The sequence below is a fragment of the Flavobacterium sp. YO12 genome (genome assembly GCF_004119495.1).
Lineage (GTDB): Bacteria > Bacteroidota > Bacteroidia > Flavobacteriales > Flavobacteriaceae > Flavobacterium.
In genome coordinates this window covers 16,167-36,086 of sequence record NZ_NRQU01000024.1, presented here as the reverse complement: position 1 = coordinate 36,086, position 19,920 = coordinate 16,167, and the positions used below count along the sequence as shown (strand labels likewise).

Below are 19,920 nucleotides of genomic sequence, written 5' to 3'. Positions count from 1 at the left end.
AAAATAGTTCTTCGGCATTAAAAACTTTTTACTTTTACAGCCATTATGGAGCAAAAATTACTCAGTATTCATCGGCAGATTTTGGAGGCTAAGAAAAATGGACAAAAGTTATTGGCCATACTTCTAGATCCTGATAAAATTGTTTGGGAAAATTTGCACCATTTATTGCTTAAAATAAATGAATCTCCAGCAACTCATATTTTTGTTGGCGGAAGTATTGTTCAGAGTAATGTTCTAGAAGATTTAATACAAGAGTTAAAATTAAAGACAAATCTACCGGTTGTTTTGTTTCCAGGAGATCCTTCACAGATTTCTCTGCAAGCCGATGCCATTTTGTTTTTGTCTTTATTGTCTGGACGTAATCCTGACTATTTAATAGAGTATCAGGTTCAGGCGGCTCCAATTCTTAAAAAGACAAATCTTGAAGTTATTTCTACAGGGTATATTTTGATTGAAAGTGGTAACGAAACTGCTGTTGCGCGTGTTAGCAAAACAGAACCTCTTAGTCGTGATAATTTTGATTTGGCACTCGCAACAGCTCAAGCAGGCGAAATGTTAGGGAATAAATTGATTTATTTAGAAGCCGGAAGCGGAGCAAAAAATCCAGTTCCGCTAGAAATGATACAGTTAATTGCTCAAAATATTGAAATTCCTGTTATTGTTGGAGGAGGAATTGTAGATTTGCATTCCATTAAAAAAGCTTACAATGCTGGCGCTGATTTGGTAGTTGTAGGAACTGCCTTTGAAAATGACAGCCATTTTTTTGAATCCTAAATAAAACTTTTATAGTTTACAAAATACCGCCCAAATGATAGATTTTTTTCTTGATAGTTATAAAAATGCGCCGCTTTGGCATATTGCCTTAGAATTTTTGGTTTTTGTGTTTGGAATTTTAAGTGTTTGGTTTGCAAAAAAAGAAAACATTTTGGTTTATCCAACAGGTTTAATCGCCACAGTTATTTCAGTGTATCTTTTATATGTTGCCGGCTATATTGGCGATATGATTATAAACGGATATTTCTCGATTATGAGCATCTATGGCTGGTATGTTTGGGGAAAAGGTGGAGCAGTCGAGGATAATCTGCCAATTACCAGAACAAATTTTAATGAAAAAATAATCGGAGTCGTATTGTTTTTGATAACTGTTTTTGTAGTTTTCGGGATTTATAAATATTTCGATTACGAAATTAAAAATGACAATTATGTCGATATGATATCTTCTGGAATATTTTTTGCAGGGATGTGGTACATGGCCAGAAAAAAAATCGAAAACTGGACACTGTGGATTATTGGTGATATTATTGTAGTACCTCTGTACGCTTATCGCGGACTTGGAATGCTGTCACTTCAATACTTAATTTTTACAATTTTAGCTATTTCAGCTTATTTAGAATGGAGAAAAATCTTAGACAGCAAAAAACAGCTATCATAAAAATTGCTTTATTTGGCCCTGAAAGTACAGGTAAAACCACATTGGCAACACAACTTGCAGATTATTACGAAACAGAATGGGTTCCGGAATTTGCACGCGATTATCTGCAAGAAAAATGGGAAGAAAATCAGCATATTTGTGTTGAGGCAGATATGATGCCCATTGCTTACGGACAGACCGCTCTAGAAAATCAAAAACTTTCAAACGCAAAAAAATACTTGTTTTGCGATACCAATTTAATGGTTACCAAAGTTTTCTCCGAAATGTATTATAATGTTTGTGATCCGCTTTTAAATGAGGCGGCGCTTGAGCATGAATACGATTTGTTTTTTCTAACAGACATTGATGTTCCTTGGGAAAAGGATGATATTAGAGATACACCTGAAGGAAGAGAAACAGTGTTTTCTGTTTTTAAAGAAACCCTGATAAATACTAAAAAGCCCTTTATAACGCTTTCGGGCAACAAAGAAAGCCGCTTGGCAAAGGCTGTAGAAATTGTAGATAACTTAGCAATAGCTAAAAAACATGGCTTTAGTTCTGCTGATTTTGTTCAGATATACGAGCATGGTATTCCTTTTGAAAATGTTCTAAAACAATTGGAAATTTTTAAAAACGGAATTACAAAAAGCAGCTTAATAAATCCAGCAACTATCAATAACGGAATTTTAAGTTTATCTGATATAGAATTTAAAGAAAAGGCTGTTTTTTTTGATGCTCAGAGAGGAAATTTAAAAATTAAAAAGTTTGTTCCAGCTTCTGGAGCTGCAACTAGAATGTTTAAGTTTTTAATTGCTTTCTTGAATGATTTTGATATTGAAAAAGAAACTATAAATGCCTATATCAATAGAAAAAATGATAAAGAACTTGCTATTTTTATAGTAGGAATGGAGAAATTTCCCTTTTTTGAAACTGTTTATAAAAAGCTAAAAGAGGTTTATCCAGATTTTGATGCTTTAGAAAGAGATTATAAAAATTATTATTTCATAAAGTTACTGCTTTCTCCAGATCATTTTAATTCGGCAAATAAACCTAAAGCAGTTTTGCCATTCCATTTATACAAAACTCATCTTGCAAATCCAATTGAAGAGCATTTGAACGAATGCGTTCATTATGCGACAACAAATAACAGTTCGAATTTGCATTTTACCGTTTCAGAAATTCATCAAAATTTATTTGAGCAGGCCGTTGATGAGGTTAGAGGAAAAATAGAAAAATCTTCAGGAACAAAAATTAATATTGGGTATTCCTATCAAAATAAAAGCACAGATTCTATTACAGTTGATGTAAAGAACAAAATTGTACGAAATCAAAATGAAAAGCTGATTTTTAGACCCGGAGGACATGGTGCGTTAATTGAAAATCTAAATAATCTTGATGCAGATATTATTTTTATTAAGAATATAGATAATGTCATTCAAAATCATATAGATGAAATTACCCTCTATAAAAAGACCTTAGGAGGTATTTTGATCGAAATTCAAGAAAAAGTATTCGGTTATTTAAGAGCAATTGAAAATAACGAATTAAATGAAAGTGATTTTGCTGCAATTATTGAATTTCTAGCCGAGAAGTTAAATATTCAGGTAAGTAAAGATTTTTATAAATTTACTATTGAACATAAAATTACCAAAATTAGAGAAATCTTAGATAGGCCAATCCGAGTTTGCGGAATGGTTCGGAACGAAGGTGAACCGGGCGGCGGTCCATTTTGGGTAATGAATGACAAAGGAGAAATTTCCCTTCAAATTGTAGAAGCCTCTCAAATTGATCTTCAAAATAAAAAACAACTTGAAATTTTAGAAGCGGCAACCCATTTTAATCCAGTTGATTTGGTTTGCGGAATTAAGAATTTTAAAGGACAAAAGTTTAATCTTGGTCAATATATAGATCAAAATGCAGGTTTTATTGTAGAGAAAAGTGTAGAAGGCAAAGCAGTAAAAAATTATGAATTGCCAGGATTATGGAATGGTTCAATGGCACATTGGCTCACTATTTTTGTTGCACTTCCATTAATAACCTTTAATCCGGTAAAAACGGTAAATGATTTATTAAAAGCGACACATCAGCCACAATAATGGATAACGAAAAAATCATATCAGAATTAAATTTTAAAGCGGTTAGAAGCAGTGGTGCAGGCGGACAAAACGTAAATAAAGTTTCATCAAAAGTAGTTTTGACTTTTGATTTAGAAGCTTCTCAGGTTTTGTCAGATGAAGAAAAAGCGCTTTTAAAAGATAATTTATCGTCACGTTTAACCTCTGAGAACATATTGATTTTAAATTGTGATGAAGATCGCAGTCAGATTAAAAACAAAGAGATTGTTATAAAACGTTTTTTAGAAATTATAAAGAAAGGTTTGTTTGTTCCGAAAGTTCGAAAAGCGACCAAAATTCCAAAATCCGTAATTAAAAAAAGAATCAAAGACAAAAAAAGTGTTTCTGAAATAAAGAAAAACAGGAAGAGACCAGAGTTTTAAAAAATGAAAAACCCAGATAAAGATAAACGATCAAAAAGTTATTATTGGGAAGTTTTAGTAATAATCTTTGGGCTTGTGCTCTTTAAGTTTGGAATCGATGAAGGATTTAATGGCTCGATAGGTTATAATTCAAAACGAATGTTGGGCGTGCGTAATGGATATTTAAATGCTCTTTATGGTTTTTTTGCAGTCATCGGTGGTTGTTTGAGTATTTATTCAAAGAGAAAAAAATGAGTTTTTGGAATTTGGAATTTAATTTTTTGGAATTTGTTTTTTAACACTACATTTGCACTGTCTCAAAGGGGTGCTCTAAATAACGAGCTGAGATCATACCCAAAGAACCTGAGCGAGTAATGTTGCTAAGGGAAAAAACGACACTGTCAAGCGTGCACACTTTATTTTGTCGTGAAACATTTATTAATTTAACAAAAGAATAATTCCCCCTTTTATTCGTAATTCTTTACGAATGAAAACTATTTTTCAAAGTACTGAGGTACTAAGTTGCAAAGGTTCTAAGGTTCAAAAACTGAGCAGAACCAAATCCATTTTCTTTCTTCTTTTTTCTTTCTTTTTTACACTGGTTTCTACTGCGCAAGTGCAGGATTCAACAAAAGTTACTAAACTTGATGATGTCTTAGTTTCTGCAGTTCGTGTTACTTCAAAAACTCCGGTTACATTCAGTAACATGGATAAAAAAGAAATTAAATACAGAAATCTAGGACAGGATATTCCTGTTTTAATGAATTACCTGCCTTCTGTTGTTACAACTTCTGACGCTGGAAACGGAATGGGTTATACTGGAATCAGAGTTAGAGGAAGTGATGCTACGAGAGTAAACGTTACTATAAACGGAATCCCTTATAATGATGCTGAAAGTCAAGGGACTTTTTGGGTAAATATGCCCGATTTTGCATCTTCTCTAGAGAGCTTGCAGTTACAGAGAGGTGTTGGAACTTCAACAAACGGATCTTCGGCGTTTGGAGCCAGTTTAAATATGCTTACAGATAATTACGCTTCTAAAGCAAATGGCGAAATTTCAAGTTCTTACGGAAGTTTCAATTCAAATAAAAATACAGTAAAATTTAGCACAGGTTTGTTAAATGATCATTTTGAGTTGGCAGGTCGTTTATCTACATTGAAATCTGATGGTTATGTAGATCGTGCCAAATCAGATCTAAAATCATATTTCTTGCAAGGAACTTACGTTGGAAAAACAACTTTGATTAAAGCTCTTGTTTTTGGAGGAACTGAAAAAACGTACCAATCTTGGAACGGAATCGATGCTGAAACTTTAAATTCAAACCGCACTTATAATTCCGCAGGAAAGTATAAAGATGAACAAGGAAATGTTCGTTTTTACGATAATGAAACAGATAATTACAATCAAGATCATTACCAATTACATTGGAGTGAATCATGGTCTGATAAGTGGAGTACTAATCTAGCTTTTCATTATACAAAGGGATTAGGGTATTATGAAAATTACAAATATGATGAGCCAATTGAAGGATATGGGCCAATTCAGCCTACAAAACAAGTTGAGAATGATTTAGGAGAATTAGTTCCGGGAACTGATTTGATTCGTCAGAAATGGTTAGATAATGACTTTTACGGAACAACTTTTTCTGTAAAATATAAAGAAGAAAAACTAGATGTTATTATTGGCGGAGGCTGGAATAAATATGAAGGCGATCACTACGGAAAAGTAATTTGGGCAAGAAATTCAGCTCAGTCTGAATTAGGCGATCATTATTATGATGATTTCTCGACAAAAACAGATGGGAATATTTTTGCAAAAGCAAACTATCAGTTTACTGAAAAATTAAGTTTTTATGGAGATTTACAATACCGAAATGTACACTATAAAGCCAATAGTGCCGAAACTGGTTTGGTAAATGATAAGTTTAACTTTTTTAATCCAAAAGCTGGTTTAAATTTCGAGATCAATTCAAAAAACAATCTATACTTTTCATATGCACGTGCAAACCGTGAGCCTAATAGAACAGACTATGAAGGCGGAAATGTGAAGCCTGAAAAATTAAATGATTTTGAATTGGGATGGAGATTTAATTCAGAAAAAATCCAATTGAATTCTAATTTCTACTACATGGGATATAGAGATCAGTTAATTTTAACGGGAAGATTGGATGATGTTGGTGCGCCAATTCGTGCTAATACTGAAAAAAGCTATCGTTTAGGATTTGAGTTTGATGCAACAATTGCACTTTCAGAAAAATTTATTTTGAGACCTAATTTTACTTTAAGCAGTAATAAAAATATTGATTTAGCTGTTGACGGGCAGTATTACGGAACAACGAATATTGCTTATTCACCAGAAGTTATTGCAGGGAATATTATAATTTATAAGCCAATTGAGAATTTATATGTTTCGTTGCTGCAAAAGTATGTTGGTAAACAATACATGAACAATATCGAATTGCCATCTGCAAAACTGGCTGATTATTTTGTAAATGATTTGAATGTATCTTACGAGATTAAGCCAAAATCTGTTTTTAAATCAATCATGATTACTGGTTTAGTAAACAATATTCTAGATAAAAAATATGTTTCAAACGGAGCTATGTGGGATATTTATCCATACTATTATCCGCAGGCAGGAATTAATTTCCTAGCAGGATTAACATTAAAATTCTAAAATATTCTCAAACATAAAAAAGCCTGAAAATTTAAACTTTCAGGCTTTTTTTATTTTAGTTATAAACGCGAATTACAGTTCCGCTTACTTCAACACGATATTGTTTTAATGGATAATCTTTACCGCCAAGTCCAGTAAATAGACTGTACTCTGTTTTATCGCAAGAACAAACGGCATTAATACCGTTAATTGTCATGGCAACGCATGAGTTTAAATCCTGATTAGGGCAAGCCGCGTCAAAAGCATTATAGGTGCCTCCAGCATTAAAAATAATAATTCCTTTTGCTCCATAATTAGGAATTATTACACCGTTGCTCACAAATTTCAGATTGGAATAAGCCGGTAGGTTCATATCTACAGATAAATTTACAGCGTAATTAGGGATATATGGATTTTTATTGCTTCGCTCGCTGTCACTGCAAGAGAAAAGGATAGAAACGAAGGCGATTATTAGAAAGATTTTTTTCATTATTTTAATAAGAATTAGTGAAACAAAAATAAATTATTTAGATTTGATTTTTATATGATTAACATATAATTATGTACTACAAAAAATAATAGTATATTTGTAATACAAAATCCCGTCCCGATGGGATTTTTTCTATTTATATAAACGATGAAGTTATGAGTAAAGTATCTTATTATACCGCAGAAGGATTAAAAAAGTTAAAAGATGAATTGGAGCATTTAAAGAGTGTAATGCGTCCAAAAGCATCTCAAGATATAGCAGAAGCAAGAGATAAAGGTGACTTATCTGAAAATGCTGAGTATGATGCTGCAAAAGAAGCACAAGGTTTATTAGAAATGAGAATTGCTAAACTTGAAGAAGTATATGCAAATGCAAGATTAATTGACGAATCTCAACTTGATGTTTCGAAAGCTTTGGTACTTTCTAATGTGAAAATTAAAAACCAAAGCAACGGAATGGAGATGAAGTATACACTTGTTGCTGAAAGTGAAGCCGATTTAAAAACAGGAAAGATTTCTGTAACTTCTCCTATTGGAAAAGGCTTACTAGGAAAATCTGTTGGCGAAGTAGCTGAGATTACAGTACCAAACGGTGTTTTAAAATTTGAAATTCTTGAAATTTCAAGAGACTAAATTTCCTATTGTTTAACCGTTTAATCGGTTAAATGAATAAACAGTTAAACGATTAACCGAATAAAACAATGAGTTCTATATTCACTAAAATAGTAAACGGAGAAATTCCAGCTTATAAAATCGCTGAAGACGATAACTATTTGGCATTTTTAGATGTAAATCCTAATGCAAAAGGACATACACTTTGTATTCCAAAACAAGAAATCGATAAGATTTTTGATATGGATGACGAATTGTATTTAGGATTAATGAAGTTTTCGAAAAGAATTGCAGCGGCGCTGGAAAAAACAGTTCCATGTAAAAGAATTGGAATAGCAGTTGTAGGTTTAGAAGTTCCTCATGCGCACGTACATTTAATTCCGCTTAACGAAATGGATGAAATGCGTTTTCATAATAAAGTGAAACTTTCAAAAGAAGAGTTTGAAGCTTTGGCAAAAGACATTCAATCTAATCTTTAAAGTATACAGAAAAAATAAAAACACCAATTCGATTTTGAATTGGTGTTTTTTTATATCTATTTTTTAAGAAGGAGTGTTTATTTTATAACTGATTTGAAAAGTAGTTCCTTTTCCAATTTCAGAATGCAGCACTTTGATTTTTCCATTGTGATATTCTTCGACTATTCTTTTAGTCAAAGAAAGTCCCAAGCCCCAGCCTCTTTTTTTAGTAGTAAAACCAGGTTCAAAAATAGTCTTGAATTGATTTTTAGAAATACCGCTTCCAGAATCCTTCACGTTTATTTTTACATGATGAGAATCTAATTCAATTTCAAGATCAAGATTCCCCTTTCCCTTCATTGCATCAATCGCATTTTTAATTAAGTTTTCAATAGTCCAGCTGTGCAGCGTTGGATTGATCAGAGCAAAAATTTGTTTTTCTGGAGCCTTATATGAAAACGACACCTGTTTAGAAAATCTCGATTGCAAATATTCATAGGTATTCAAAGTTTCTGCCACAATATCATTTGGTTCTAAAACAGGAACAGAACCAATTTTAGAAAAACGATCTGTTATGGTTTGCAAACGCTCAACATCTTTTTCGATTTCAGCTGTAATAGATTGATCGATTTCTTCCGTTTTTAAAATTTCAACCCAACCGATTAATGATGATAAAGGAGTGCCAATTTGGTGTGCCGTTTCCTTTGCCATTCCTGCCCATAATTTATTTTGTGTTGCCATTTTTGTGCTTTTGTAGAAGTTGTAAATCAAAGCACCGCACAAAAAAATAATCAATAATAAAGCTACAGGATAATATTTTAATTTATTGATCAAAGCCGAATTTCCATAGTAGATCTGTTGAAATTTACCAGGAGCATATTCAATTATAACAGGATCATTCTCGTTTTTAAGATTATTTAAAAATTTAACAGACTCTTTTCTATCATTAATAATGTGTTCAGGAACATTTACAGAGCTTATAACTTTGTCATACATTACTAACATTACTGGTACAGAAGTATTGTTGTTTATGATTTCAAGAGGTAAATCAAGATCAGTATTTTCATCTGCATTAATTAATGTTTTTTGAGCATTAGCCCAAAGATTCATTTTTAATCTTTCCTCATTTTTAAAGATTTGGAAAAAAGTATAAGTATTCCAAAGAATCAAAGAAATGATTAAGAAGGAAATAAAAATAATGATCCAACGGGTTGTATTTCTACTTTCAGAAAAACGCATAAACTAATTTTTGAGGTATAAATATAACGAAATAAACGCATTTTATATTTCGCAGAACTTTAAAGATTTTTTGTTTTTATCTTGCAAAACTATTTCTCGAAGTTAAACGATTTATATACTTTTGTAAGCCCGAAGTTGAGGTTCGGTTAAATGGAGAAATTATGATCAGCATAGACCCAAAAGAGATAACGACAGTAAAACTGCAAGGATATTTGCAAAGTGCCGTAGGCCCAAGGCCAATTGCTTTTGCAAGCACCATAAGTGTAAATGGAGTTCCAAATTTATCTCCCTTTAGTTTCTTTAATGTGTTTAGCGCTAATCCGCCAATTTTAGTTTTTTCGCCATCAAGACGTGTTCGTGATAATACCATAAAACACACCTTGATAAACGCTGAAGCAACTCGTGAAGTTGTAATTAATGTCGTTAATTACGATTTGGTACAACAAACATCTTTGGCAAGCACAGAATATGGAGATTGTGTAAACGAGTTTATAAAAGCAGGTTTAACCCAAATTCCTTCAGATTTTGTAAAACCTTATCGCGTAAAAGAATCTCCGGTTCAGTTTGAGTGTAAAGTGACTCAGATTATTCCTCTAGGAACCGAAGGCGGAGCAGGGAATTTGATTCTTTGCGAAGTGGTTAAAATTCATATTCATGAAGCAATTCTTGATGAAAATGGAGCAATCGATCAACATAAAATTGATTTGGTTTCACGACTTGGCGGAAATTGGTATTCTAGATCGAATCAAGGGTTATTTGAAGTACAAAAACCGCTTACAACTTTAGGTGTTGGTGTTGATGCAATTCCAGATTATATCAGGCAAAGCCCTGTGTTTAATGGGAATGACCTTGGAAAATTAGGCAATATAGAAACCTTGCCTACAAAAGAAGAAGTTAGTATATTTGTGAAAGAAAATTTCGCAGTCAAAGGAGTTTTAAGTTCAGACGATCAGAAAAAAATCCATTTAGAAGCAAAAAAATATCTCGATAAAGAAGATATCAGCTCAGCTTGGAAAGTGCTTTTAGCTAAAAAATAAGAATAGAAACAATAATTAATATAGACGAAGATGGAAGTTATAGGAAAAGTAAAAGTGGTTAATCCTGAGCAGCAAGTTAGTGCTTCATTCAAAAAAAGAGAACTAGTAGTTACTACAGATGAGCAGTATCCACAGCACATTTTAATCGAATTTACACAAGATAAATGCGATTTATTAAGCAGCTATAAGCAAGGAGAGGCAGTAAAAGTTTCTATCAACTTAAGAGGAAGAGAATGGGTTAATCCACAAGGAGAAACTAGATATTTTAATAGTATTCAAGGTTGGAGAATCGAAAGACTTGCACCAGAAGGTCCTGCACAAACTCCAGCAATGCCGGCAGCAGAAGCTTTTGCTCCAGCAACAAACTTAAACGAAGACGAACCAGACGATTTACCGTTCTAAGAGTTTTAAATTCAATTTATTAAATTCCAAATTCCAATTCATTTTCGTGAATTTGGGATTTGGAATTTTATTTTTATTTGCAGTTTATGTCATTTCGATCGAAGAGAGAAATCGCACAAGTAACTCTGTAAAGTGAATCGACAATCTTTGTCGAGTTTCGTTTGTGATTTCTCTCTTCGGTCGAAATGACAACATTGTGATAAATTGGAATTTGGAGTTTAATTTTATTGGAATTTAAAAAAGATGTACTACGTATTTGAAGATCTATTTTTTCCGCCAGTTTCAGAAGCTGATGAAGAGGGAATTCTTGCAATTGGAGGAGACTTAAATCCGGAGCGGTTAAAGCTGGCATACAGGAACGGAATTTTTCCGTGGTTTAATGAAGGTGAACCAATACTTTGGTGGTCGCCAGATCCAAGAATGGTTTTGTTTTTAGATGAATTGATTGTATCTAAAAGCATGCGAAATATTTTGAATAGAAACCAATTTAAAGTCACCTTTAATCAGAATTTTGAGGACGTGATTTCAAATTGTCAGAAGATAAAAAGAGACGGACAAAACGGAACTTGGATTTCAAACCAAATGATTGAAGCTTATTGTAAACTCCATGAGCAGGGAATTGCAAAGTCTGTAGAAGTCTGGCAAGATGAAGAATTGGTTGGTGGTTTGTACGGAATAGATTTAGGACATATTTTTTGCGGTGAAAGTATGTTTTCTAAAGTCTCAAATGCTTCAAAAGTTGCTTTTATAGCTTTAGTGAATTATTTAGAAAAAGAAAACTACAAACTATTAGATTGCCAAGTTTACAATCCGCATTTAGAGAGTTTGGGTTGTCGCGAAATTGATCGCGATGAATTTATGACGATTTTAAAAAGTTAATAAAATGAGTACAGTTCATATTGTAAAGGAAATCTATATTTATCCGATTAAAAGCTTGGCAGGAATCAGCCTTCAATCTGCTTTGGCTGAAGAAATGGGATTTGAAAATGATCGCAGATGGATGCTTGTTGATGCAGAAAACCAGATGATTACGCAAAGAGAACATCGAGTAATGAGCCAGTTTTATCCGAAGATTTTAGATGGAAAAATCAATGTTACTTTTAAAGATCAAAAACATGAATTTTCTATCAATGAACATTTAGGCAATTCCCTTGAAGTAAATGTTTGGGATGATAAAAGTGAAGTAGTTGAGGTGAATAAAGAAACTTCAAAATGGTTCAGTCAGCATTTAGGTTTCGAATGTAAATTGGTCAAAATTCTAAAGAATGGAGATCGTAAACATGAAAGTTCCAGAGTAAAAGAAACTTTCAATGTAAGTTTAGCGGATGGTTATCCTTATTTATTAATTGGTACAAAAAGCTTGGATTTTTTGAATGATAAACTTGATGAAAAAATCACCATAAAAAGGTTTCGACCAAACATCGTTGTAAGCAGTGAAAATCCTCATGAAGAAGATGATTTTAAAAGCTTTTCCATTGGAGAAGTTCAATTTAAAAACATAAAACCCTGCGGAAGATGCGTTATGGTGAATAATGATCCTGAAAACGGACGACTAAAAAAAGAACCTTTAAAAACGTTAAGTAAATACAGAAATGTAGATAATTCAGTTTTATTCGGAACCAACATTGTGGGGTTGAATTCAGGAACTATCAAGATTGGAGATACACTTGTTTTCTAGAAATTCAGCTTTGTGAAATTCCAGTTTAAAGTATTAAAAATCACTAATTCATTTTTTAAAGTTGGCAATTCTAGAATTAATTTTAAGGTTTCATGCGCCATCATATTTCCTATAATTCCGGGTAATGTTCCTAAAACTCCATTCAAATTACAATTCGGTACATCTTTTGGATCAGGCATTTCGGGAAATAAATCACGTAAATTTTTACTTCCGTTGTGATTAAAAACTGCAATTTGCCCTTCAAATCTCAAAATACTGCCATAAACCAGAGGTTTCTTGAGTTGAACGCAAGTATCATTTACCAAATAGCGTGTTGTAAAATTATCTGATCCATCTACAATTATATCATATTCCTTAATAACTTCTGAAACATTTTCTGAAGTCAATTTCTCAGTAATAGCAGTAACTTCAATAAGCGGATTTAATCTTGAAACGACTTCTTTTGCCACAATTGCTTTTTGCTGACCAATTTCATTTTCGGTATACAAAATCTGTCTGTGAAGATTGTGAATTTCAATGGTATCAAAATCTATAATTCCAATAAAACCAACTCCAGCCGTTGCAATATATTGCAAAATAGGACAGCCTAAACCGCCGGCACCAATTACTAAAACACGTGCTTTTTTTAATTTTTCCTGACCTTCATCACCAATTTCAGGTAACATAGTTTGTCTATTGTAACGTAAAAATTCTTGTATAATACTCATTATTTTAGTCTTAAGGTTTTTAAAGTCGAAAGCCGAATGTTGAAAGTAAAAAGTTGTAAGTCAAAAGTTTTAGACTTTATGACTTTAGGCTTTCAAACTTTTGACTATATGCTTTGTCCCAATCTTTCCAAATAGGCTCGTAACCCTTACTTTTTATGATTTGCGCAATTTCATCTGCAGAGCGTTCATCACTTATCTCAAATTGTTCTAATGACTGCGGGTCAACAACATATCCGCCCGGGTTTGTTTTAGAACCTGCACTCATGCTGGTAACGCCAATGGGAATAATATTGTTTCTGAATTTTTCGTTTTCTCTCGTTGAAATCGAAATTTCCAAATCTTCATTCCATAAGCGATAAGCACAAATTAATTGTGTCAAATCTTTATCGTCCATTATAAAATTTGGTTCAATAATTCCTTCAGCAGGGCGAAGGCGAGGGAAGGAAACAGAATATTTGGTCTGCCAGTATTTTTTTTGAAGATAATCTAAATGCAAAGCGTTAAAAAAACTATCCGTTCGCCAATCCTCTAAACCCAGTAAAACACCTAAACCAATTTTATGAATTCCAGCAGTTCCAATTCGATCCGGAGTCTCCAGTCTATAGTCAAAATTTGATTTCTTGCCTTTTGTATGGTATTTTTTGTAAACTTCTTGATGGTAAGTTTCCTGATAAACCAAAACCGAATATACACCAGCATTGTGCAGCCTTTCATAATCTTCTATAGAAAGCGGTTGTACTTCGACGGAAATGATCGAAAAATCGTTTTTGATAAGGTTTATTGCGTTTAGAAAATAATTGATGTTTACAGTATAATTAGCTTCTCCAGTAACCAGTAAAACATGGTCAAAACCTGTATTTTTTAAGGCCTCAATTTCGATTTTTATTTCGGTATCAGTAAGTGTTTTTCGTTTGATTTTATTGTCTAAACTAAATCCGCAATACGTACAAATATTTTGACATTCGTTGCTTAAATAAAGCGGCGCATACATTTGAATCGTTTTCCCAAAACGTTTTTTGGTGATTTCATGGCATTTTTGTGCCATTTCTTCCAGATAATTTTGAGCTATGGGCGAAATTAAAACCAAGAAATCATCGAGACCGTATTTGGTTTTGGCTAAAGTTCGCTCAACATCTTTTGATGTGGTTTGGTATATTCTGGACTGGATATCATCCCAATTATATTGCTCAAAAATAGATTTGAATGTTTTCATTTTATTTTTTTATTTCACGCAGATTTTGCAGATTTAAGCAGATTAAAAATGATTTTTATTTTATTGCATCTTGCGTTTTTTATATTTTATTGGCAATTCTTTTAATATCACTTAAAATATTAAGAGTATTAAAATTAACGAGTATGCCTAATTTTTTATTAGAAAGTCGAAGGTAGGTTGCAATTTGCTTGTAATGTATCGGTGCTAATTCTTCGACAGATTTTAATTCAATTATTACTTTATCTTCAACTAGTAAGTCAAGTCTAAAAGCGGCATCTAATATTATTTCTTCATAATTAATGATAATTGCTACTTGTTTTTTGACTTTAAGTTCTAATTTTTCTAATTCATAGAATAGAGCGCTTTCATAGACAGATTCAAATAGTCCTGGTCCTAAATTATTGTATACTTTAAAAATTGCTCCTCGTACTAGATATGAAATTTCATTTTCTGTCATAATTCTTTAGTTTTAAAATTACTCAAAATTAAAGAATTTTCTTTCTTTTTTGTTTTGTCAGTTTTTAAAAATTTGCAGTTTAAGAATTTATTAATCAATATAAAATCTGCTTAAATCTGCAAAATCTGCGTGAAACAAAAATCTAATCATATAAAAATGAAGTTAAAGGGCTAGAAGCCACAGCATAGTTTTGTTGATTAGCAATTTTTGCCTCAAAAGCTTTTCTTCCTGCAATAACCGCTTCTTTAAATGCTTCCGCCATTAATTTTGGATTTCCTGCAACGGCAATTGCTGTATTTACCAAAACGGCATCAGCGCCAATTTCCATTGCTTTTGCAGCATCAGACGGAGCACCAATTCCTGCATCTATAATGACTGGAACATTGCTTTGTTCGATTATAATTTCTATAAAATCAATTGTTTTTAAGCCTTTATTACTGCCTATTGGTGATCCTAATGGCATAACGGCTGTTGTTCCAGCATTTTCTAAATGTTTGCACAACACAGGATCAGCGTGAATGTAAGGCAGTACAAAAAAGCCAAGTTTAGCCAATTCTTCGGTTGCTTTTAAAGTCTCAATGGGATCAGGCAGTAAATATTTTGGATCTGGATGAATTTCGAGTTTTACCCAATTTGTTTCTAAAGCTTCACGGGCTAATTGAGCAGCAAAAATGGCTTCTTTTGCATTTCTTGCGCCAGAAGTATTGGGTAATAAATTGATATTTGGGTGTTGTAAATGCGATAAAATGGCATCAGTATCAGTTTCTAGATCAATGCGCTTTAAGGCAACCGTAACTAACTCACTTTCTGATGCTAAAATAGCTTCCTCCATTTCTTTATTGGAGCCAAATTTTCCTGTTCCCAGAAATAAACGAGATTTGAAGGATTTATCCCCAATATTAAACAATGACGTTTGCATATAATTTTTCGTTTAATTGTTGAATTAATAGTTCTTTTTCGTCACTTTTTGTGATGATGCCTGAAACTGCAATTCCGTGAATTCCAGTTTCAATCAACGGATTTAAATCTTTCAGGGTGATTCCTCCAATGGCATACACTGGAATTTCAATGTTATTTTTTTTCAATTTTTCTAGGATTTCATAATAACCAGATAAGCCTAATATGGGACTTAATTTTTCTTTTGTATTAGTAAATCTAAAAGGTCCTAAACCAACATAATCACAGCCATTTTTTGTATGATTTACAATATCTTCGAATGTATTTGCGGTTCCTCCAATAATTTTTGTAGCCCCTAATATTGCTCTTGCTTCATCGATTTTCATATCTGATAAACCTAGATGAACACCATCGGCAGCAATTTGCTGTGCGAGATATATATTATCATTTACAATAAAGTTGGCGAGATATTCTTCGCATAAAAATTTTACAGCTTCAGCTAATGCAAAGCTGTTTTTTGCAGTCTGATTTTTAAATCGCATTTGTATCCAGTCGCATCCTGCATCTAAAGCTTGATGAATGTTGTACAATTGTTGTTCGATTGTTTTTCCTTGTGAAATGTATTGCAATTTATTGTACATGATGATATCCGATTAAAGTTGATGTTGAACTCAGGTATTTTTCTATGTAGGTTTTAGCATTTTTACAAGCTTCATATAAAGTTTGGTTTAATGCAAGATTTGAAGCAATCGCAGATGATAAGACGCAGCCTGAGCCGTGTTTTTCAGAACATTTTTTATCGGTAGGAAGCAAATCAAAAACTTCATTTTTTAGAAATAAATGATCTGTTCCAACTGCGGCTTCGTTATGTCCGCCTTTCAATAAAAGATTAACAGGAATTTCATTTTGCAACCAAAGTTTCTTTGAAATAAACCCAGGATATAAAACTTCAATTTCATTATAATTGGGTGTGATTAGATCGATTTTTGATAAAATTTTGTTTAGATCTGAATAATCGTTAATTGAAAGAAATTCAAATTTTGTAGTTGATTTTAAAACGGGATCCCAAACGATTTGTGTAGTTGGAGATAACAGTTTTATAGTTGACAGAATTCGATTTAAATAATGAGCAGAAGGAACAATTCCAATTTTGACCACGCTGATTTTATAACTCAAAAAAAGAGTTTCAATTGAGCGAATCACAAAACTTAAATCCGTCCACTGAATTTCATAAAATGTATCTTCAGTTTGAATAGTATTGGCAGTGATAACTGCAAAACCATTGACTTTATGCTGCTCAAAAGTTTTAATATCGGCAAGAATACCAGCCCCTCCCGAAGGATCAAGGCCGGCTATTGTAAGTGCAAAAGGGCGATTTGCTGACATAATTTAAATTCTTTTACAGGGTTTGTGTTGTTCCAAACAGCACCTAAAAGTGCGATGTTATGAAAACCATTCTCGAGCGTTTTTTGAATATTTTCAGAATTAATTCCGCCTAAAGCAATGATTTTAGTTTTATAATTTGTTCTTGATTTTAATGCTTCAAAGAGATCTGTTTTGGGATGATAGTTTTCTTTAGAAATACTTTTAAAAACAGGACTTAAAAAGGCATAATCGAAATCATTTTCTAGTGAATTAAAATCGTCTATAGAATGTGTTGATGTTGATATGAACTCGCTTTTATCTTTGACAGAATCTGAAAACTTTGAAAAAAGATGACGTTGATTTTTTCTTTCTTTTTCAGAAAAATGAATTCGATTAATACCAAAGTCTTTAGCCAAATCATGATGACTGTGTAAAACCAGTTTCGATCTAAACTCCATTTTTATTGGATGAATAAAATGCGCCATTTCCAATTCAGAAAAATCAGGTTTTCGAATATGAAGTAAAGACAATCCTTCTTCAAATAAAGAATGAAGAATTTCAATTTCATCTTCAATAAAAGAAGGATTCGTAATCACAATCATATGTTTCTCCTTGTTCCTTTTATCTTTTCACTTAAATATAAATCTCTTTTCCCTGCTCAATAAACTCTTCTGATTTCTCCTGCATTCCTTTTTCTGCGGCAGCAACATCTCTAATTTCCTGAGATATTTTCATAGAACAGAATTTTGGTCCGCACATCGAACAAAAATGCGCCACTTTTGCACCATCAGCAGGTAGTGTTTCATCGTGAAATTCTCTCGCTGTATCTGGATCTAAAGCTAGATTAAATTGATCTTCCCAACGGAATTCAAAACGGGCTTTACTTAAAGCATTGTCACGGTACTGAGCTCCCGGATGACCTTTTGCTAAATCTGCTGCATGTGCCGAAATTTTATAGGTGATTACGCCATCTTTAACGTCTTTTTTATTAGGTAAACCAAGATGTTCTTTTGGTGTTACGTAACACAACATAGCACATCCGTACCAGCCTATCATTGCAGCTCCAATTGCAGATGTTATGTGGTCGTAACCCGGTGCAATATCTGTTGTTAAGGGGCCTAAAGTATAAAACGGAGCTTCATGACAATGCTCTAATTGCTTGTCCATGTTTTCTTTAATCATGTGCATTGGTACGTGTCCCGGGCCTTCAATAAAAACCTGTACATCATGTTTCCAAGCAATTTTGGTTAATTCACCTAAAGTTTCTAATTCGGCAAATTGTGCGGCATCATTGGCATCTGCAATCGAACCCGGACGTAAACCGTCTCCTAAAGAAAAAGCAACATCGTATTGTCTCATAATCTCACAGATTTCCTCAAAATGAGTGTACAAAAAGTTTTCTTTATGATGAAATAAACACCATTTTGCCATGATTGATCCACCTCGAGAAACGATTCCCGTTACGCGATTTGCGGTTAAATGAATGTAACGAAGTAAAACTCCAGCATGAATTGTAAAGTATGAAACACCTTGTTCTGCCTGCTCTATTAAAGTATCACGGAAAATTTCCCAAGTTAAATCTTCTGCAATTCCTTTTACTTTTTCTAAAGCCTGATAAATAGGAACGGTACCAATTGGAACTGGTGAATTTCGAATAATCCATTCTCTGGTTTCATGAATGTTTTTTCCAGTAGATAAATCCATTATTGTGTCAGCGCCCCAGCGGCAAGCCCAGACTGCTTTTTCAACTTCTTCCTCAATACTTGATGTTACAGCGCTGTTACCAATATTGGCATTGATTTTTACCAAGAAATTACGTCCAACAATCATTGGTTCGCTTTCAGGGTGATTAATGTTATTAGGGATAATAGCTCTTCCGCAGGCAACTTCAGCTCGTACAAACTCGGGTGTTATTTTACTTTTTGGAGTATTTGCACCAAAACTATTTCCGCCGTGTTGGCATTGCATTGCTTTTGTTTGCTCATTTAAAAACTCGATACGTTGGTTTTCGCGAATAGCAATGTATTCCATTTCAGGAGTAATAATGCCTTGTTTCGCATAATATAACTGCGTTACATTTGCGCCCTTTTTAGCACGTTTTGGCTGATGAAGATATTCAAAACGAAGATGATTCAGGTTTTCGTCGCGCAATCGGCTTTGACCGTAATCTGAAGAGATTTCGTTTAAAATTTCGACATCATTTCGATCTAAGATCCAATTTTCGCGCAAGCGCGGCAGTCCTTTTCTAATATCTATTTCAACATTTGGATCAGTATATGGACCTGATGTGTCATAAACGGTTACGGGAGGATTTTTTTCAACTCCTCCGTTTGAAAGTTTGGTGTCGCTAAGATGAATCTCGCGCATAGCAACTTTTATCGGATGAATTTCTCCGTCGATGTAAACTTTCTTAGAATTAGGAAATGGTGTTCTTGATATTTGTTCTTCTGTAGTCATGGTATTTTTTGTTTCAAGTTTCAGGTTTCAAGTTGATTCTGATTGTGTTTGTCTCACAAAATTTTTCTGTAGAGGCGCACAGCAGTGCGTCTACGTCCAGTATATAATTGGAATTTGGATTTTTAAAAAATTGGAGTTTAAATTCTATCCTCCCTGCGTAGCAGAAATAATCAAAATTTCGTCAGTTTCTTGTATGAAGAATTCGTTCCATTTAATTTTTGGAACAACAGTATTGTTAATAGCAACGGCGATTCCGTTTTGCTTGTGGGGAATTTCGAGATCAAGTAATGACTGAATGCTTAGAGATTCAGCATTAAAATGTTTAGTTTGTTGGTTGATTTTTAGTTCCATTCCTTTGTTTTTCGG

Annotated in this window: 23 protein-coding genes; 12 read left to right on the top strand and 11 right to left on the bottom strand. The window is 33.1% G+C overall.

Going from position 1 to position 19,920, the window contains the following annotated elements:
- Positions 1-45 precede the first annotated feature (45 nt).
- The 6 genes from BOW55_RS09965 to BOW55_RS09940 all read left to right on the top strand — a co-directional run bounded on the left by BOW55_RS09965 (position 46) and on the right by BOW55_RS09940 (position 6,564).
- Positions 46-774 (top strand): geranylgeranylglyceryl/heptaprenylglyceryl phosphate synthase, encoded by a 729-nt coding sequence (locus tag BOW55_RS09965; protein ID WP_129024002.1) that lies wholly within the window; start codon positions 46-48, stop codon positions 772-774.
- A gap of 34 nt (positions 775-808) precedes the next feature.
- On the top strand, positions 809-1,432 hold the full coding sequence (pnuC, locus tag BOW55_RS09960) for a nicotinamide riboside transporter PnuC (protein WP_129024001.1): 624 nt from the start codon (positions 809-811) through the stop codon (positions 1,430-1,432).
- Positions 1,393-3,507, top strand: coding sequence for a DUF4301 family protein (locus BOW55_RS09955; RefSeq protein ID WP_129024000.1), 2,115 nt, complete (start codon positions 1,393-1,395; stop codon positions 3,505-3,507). The genes pnuC and BOW55_RS09955 overlap by 40 nt, the downstream gene beginning before the upstream one ends.
- Positions 3,507-3,908, top strand: a complete 402-nt coding sequence (gene arfB, locus BOW55_RS09950; protein ID WP_129023999.1) for an alternative ribosome rescue aminoacyl-tRNA hydrolase ArfB — start codon at positions 3,507-3,509, stop codon at positions 3,906-3,908. The genes BOW55_RS09955 and arfB overlap by 1 nt, the downstream gene beginning before the upstream one ends.
- A 3-nt stretch (positions 3,909-3,911) precedes the next feature.
- Positions 3,912-4,142 (top strand): hypothetical protein, encoded by a 231-nt coding sequence (locus BOW55_RS09945; RefSeq protein ID WP_129023998.1) that lies wholly within the window; start codon positions 3,912-3,914, stop codon positions 4,140-4,142.
- 232 nt (positions 4,143-4,374) lie between these two features.
- Complete coding sequence (locus BOW55_RS09940) at positions 4,375-6,564, top strand: TonB-dependent receptor (RefSeq protein ID WP_129023997.1); 2,190 nt, start codon at positions 4,375-4,377, stop codon at positions 6,562-6,564.
- A 55-nt stretch (positions 6,565-6,619) separates the two neighbouring features.
- Here BOW55_RS09940 and BOW55_RS09935 read toward each other — a convergent pair whose 3' ends face one another.
- Positions 6,620-7,033: a hypothetical protein gene (locus BOW55_RS09935; RefSeq protein ID WP_129023996.1), complete on the bottom strand. Its 414-nt coding sequence runs from the start codon at positions 7,031-7,033 to the stop codon at positions 6,620-6,622.
- Positions 7,034-7,188: 155 nt separating this feature from the next.
- On the opposite strand from BOW55_RS09935, the gene greA reads away from it, so the two are divergent.
- Together greA and BOW55_RS09925 are read left to right on the top strand one after the other, a co-directional pair.
- Positions 7,189-7,665 carry a transcription elongation factor GreA gene (greA, locus tag BOW55_RS09930; protein WP_089052667.1) on the top strand — a complete coding sequence of 159 codons (477 nt, stop codon included), beginning with the start codon at positions 7,189-7,191 and terminating at the stop codon, positions 7,663-7,665.
- A gap of 68 nt (positions 7,666-7,733) precedes the next feature.
- A complete protein-coding gene (locus tag BOW55_RS09925; protein WP_099720619.1) occupies positions 7,734-8,123 on the top strand; it encodes an HIT family protein in 390 nt (129 codons plus the stop codon).
- 63 nt (positions 8,124-8,186) lie between these two features.
- On the opposite strand, the gene BOW55_RS09920 is transcribed toward BOW55_RS09925, so the two are convergent.
- On the bottom strand, positions 8,187-9,341 hold the full coding sequence (locus BOW55_RS09920; RefSeq protein ID WP_129023995.1) for a PAS domain-containing sensor histidine kinase: 1,155 nt from the start codon (positions 9,339-9,341) through the stop codon (positions 8,187-8,189).
- Between the two features lie 161 nt (positions 9,342-9,502).
- Between BOW55_RS09920 and BOW55_RS09915 the strand changes: the two genes are divergently transcribed.
- The 4 genes from BOW55_RS09915 (at position 9,503) to BOW55_RS09900 (ending at position 12,458) form a co-directional block, all read left to right on the top strand.
- On the top strand, positions 9,503-10,378 hold the full coding sequence (locus tag BOW55_RS09915; protein WP_129023994.1) for a flavin reductase family protein: 876 nt from the start codon (positions 9,503-9,505) through the stop codon (positions 10,376-10,378).
- 30 nt (positions 10,379-10,408) lie between these two features.
- A complete protein-coding gene (locus BOW55_RS09910; protein ID WP_089052671.1) occupies positions 10,409-10,780 on the top strand; it encodes a DUF3127 domain-containing protein in 372 nt (123 codons plus the stop codon).
- Between the two features lie 243 nt (positions 10,781-11,023).
- Positions 11,024-11,659: a leucyl/phenylalanyl-tRNA--protein transferase gene (gene aat, locus BOW55_RS09905; protein ID WP_129023993.1), complete on the top strand. Its 636-nt coding sequence runs from the start codon at positions 11,024-11,026 to the stop codon at positions 11,657-11,659.
- 4 nt (positions 11,660-11,663) lie between these two features.
- The gene (locus tag BOW55_RS09900; RefSeq protein WP_129023992.1) at positions 11,664-12,458 is read left to right on the top strand and encodes an MOSC domain-containing protein; all 795 of its coding nucleotides are present in this window, start codon (positions 11,664-11,666) and stop codon (positions 12,456-12,458) included.
- Here the strand turns inward: BOW55_RS09900 and BOW55_RS09895 are convergent.
- From BOW55_RS09895 to thiS, 9 genes are all read right to left on the bottom strand, one after another.
- Positions 12,455-13,165 (bottom strand): HesA/MoeB/ThiF family protein, encoded by a 711-nt coding sequence (locus tag BOW55_RS09895; protein ID WP_129023991.1) that lies wholly within the window; start codon positions 13,163-13,165, stop codon positions 12,455-12,457. The genes BOW55_RS09900 and BOW55_RS09895 overlap by 4 nt on opposite strands.
- 76 nt (positions 13,166-13,241) lie before the next feature.
- Positions 13,242-14,378 (bottom strand): 2-iminoacetate synthase ThiH, encoded by a 1,137-nt coding sequence (gene thiH, locus BOW55_RS09890; RefSeq protein WP_129023990.1) that lies wholly within the window; start codon positions 14,376-14,378, stop codon positions 13,242-13,244.
- Positions 14,379-14,457: 79 nt separating this feature from the next.
- On the bottom strand, positions 14,458-14,835 hold the full coding sequence (locus BOW55_RS09885) for a GxxExxY protein (RefSeq protein WP_129023989.1): 378 nt from the start codon (positions 14,833-14,835) through the stop codon (positions 14,458-14,460).
- Positions 14,836-14,977: 142 nt separating this feature from the next.
- On the bottom strand, positions 14,978-15,754 hold the full coding sequence (locus BOW55_RS09880) for a thiazole synthase (RefSeq protein ID WP_129023988.1): 777 nt from the start codon (positions 15,752-15,754) through the stop codon (positions 14,978-14,980).
- Positions 15,735-16,373 carry a thiamine phosphate synthase gene (locus BOW55_RS09875; protein ID WP_129023987.1) on the bottom strand — a complete coding sequence of 213 codons (639 nt, stop codon included), beginning with the start codon at positions 16,371-16,373 and terminating at the stop codon, positions 15,735-15,737. Before BOW55_RS09875 ends, BOW55_RS09880 begins: the two co-directional genes overlap by 20 nt.
- On the bottom strand, positions 16,363-17,118 hold the full coding sequence (locus BOW55_RS09870; protein WP_129023986.1) for a hydroxymethylpyrimidine/phosphomethylpyrimidine kinase: 756 nt from the start codon (positions 17,116-17,118) through the stop codon (positions 16,363-16,365). Before BOW55_RS09870 ends, BOW55_RS09875 begins: the two co-directional genes overlap by 11 nt.
- The gene (locus tag BOW55_RS09865) at positions 17,085-17,699 is read right to left on the bottom strand and encodes a thiamine phosphate synthase (protein WP_129023985.1); all 615 of its coding nucleotides are present in this window, start codon (positions 17,697-17,699) and stop codon (positions 17,085-17,087) included. The genes BOW55_RS09870 and BOW55_RS09865 overlap by 34 nt, the downstream gene beginning before the upstream one ends.
- Positions 17,700-17,730: 31 nt before the next feature.
- On the bottom strand, positions 17,731-19,554 hold the full coding sequence (gene thiC / locus BOW55_RS09860) for a phosphomethylpyrimidine synthase ThiC (protein WP_129023984.1): 1,824 nt from the start codon (positions 19,552-19,554) through the stop codon (positions 17,731-17,733).
- A 144-nt stretch (positions 19,555-19,698) separates the two neighbouring features.
- The gene (thiS, locus tag BOW55_RS09855) at positions 19,699-19,905 is read right to left on the bottom strand and encodes a sulfur carrier protein ThiS (protein ID WP_129023983.1); all 207 of its coding nucleotides are present in this window, start codon (positions 19,903-19,905) and stop codon (positions 19,699-19,701) included.
- Between the last annotated feature and the right edge of the window lie 15 nt (positions 19,906-19,920).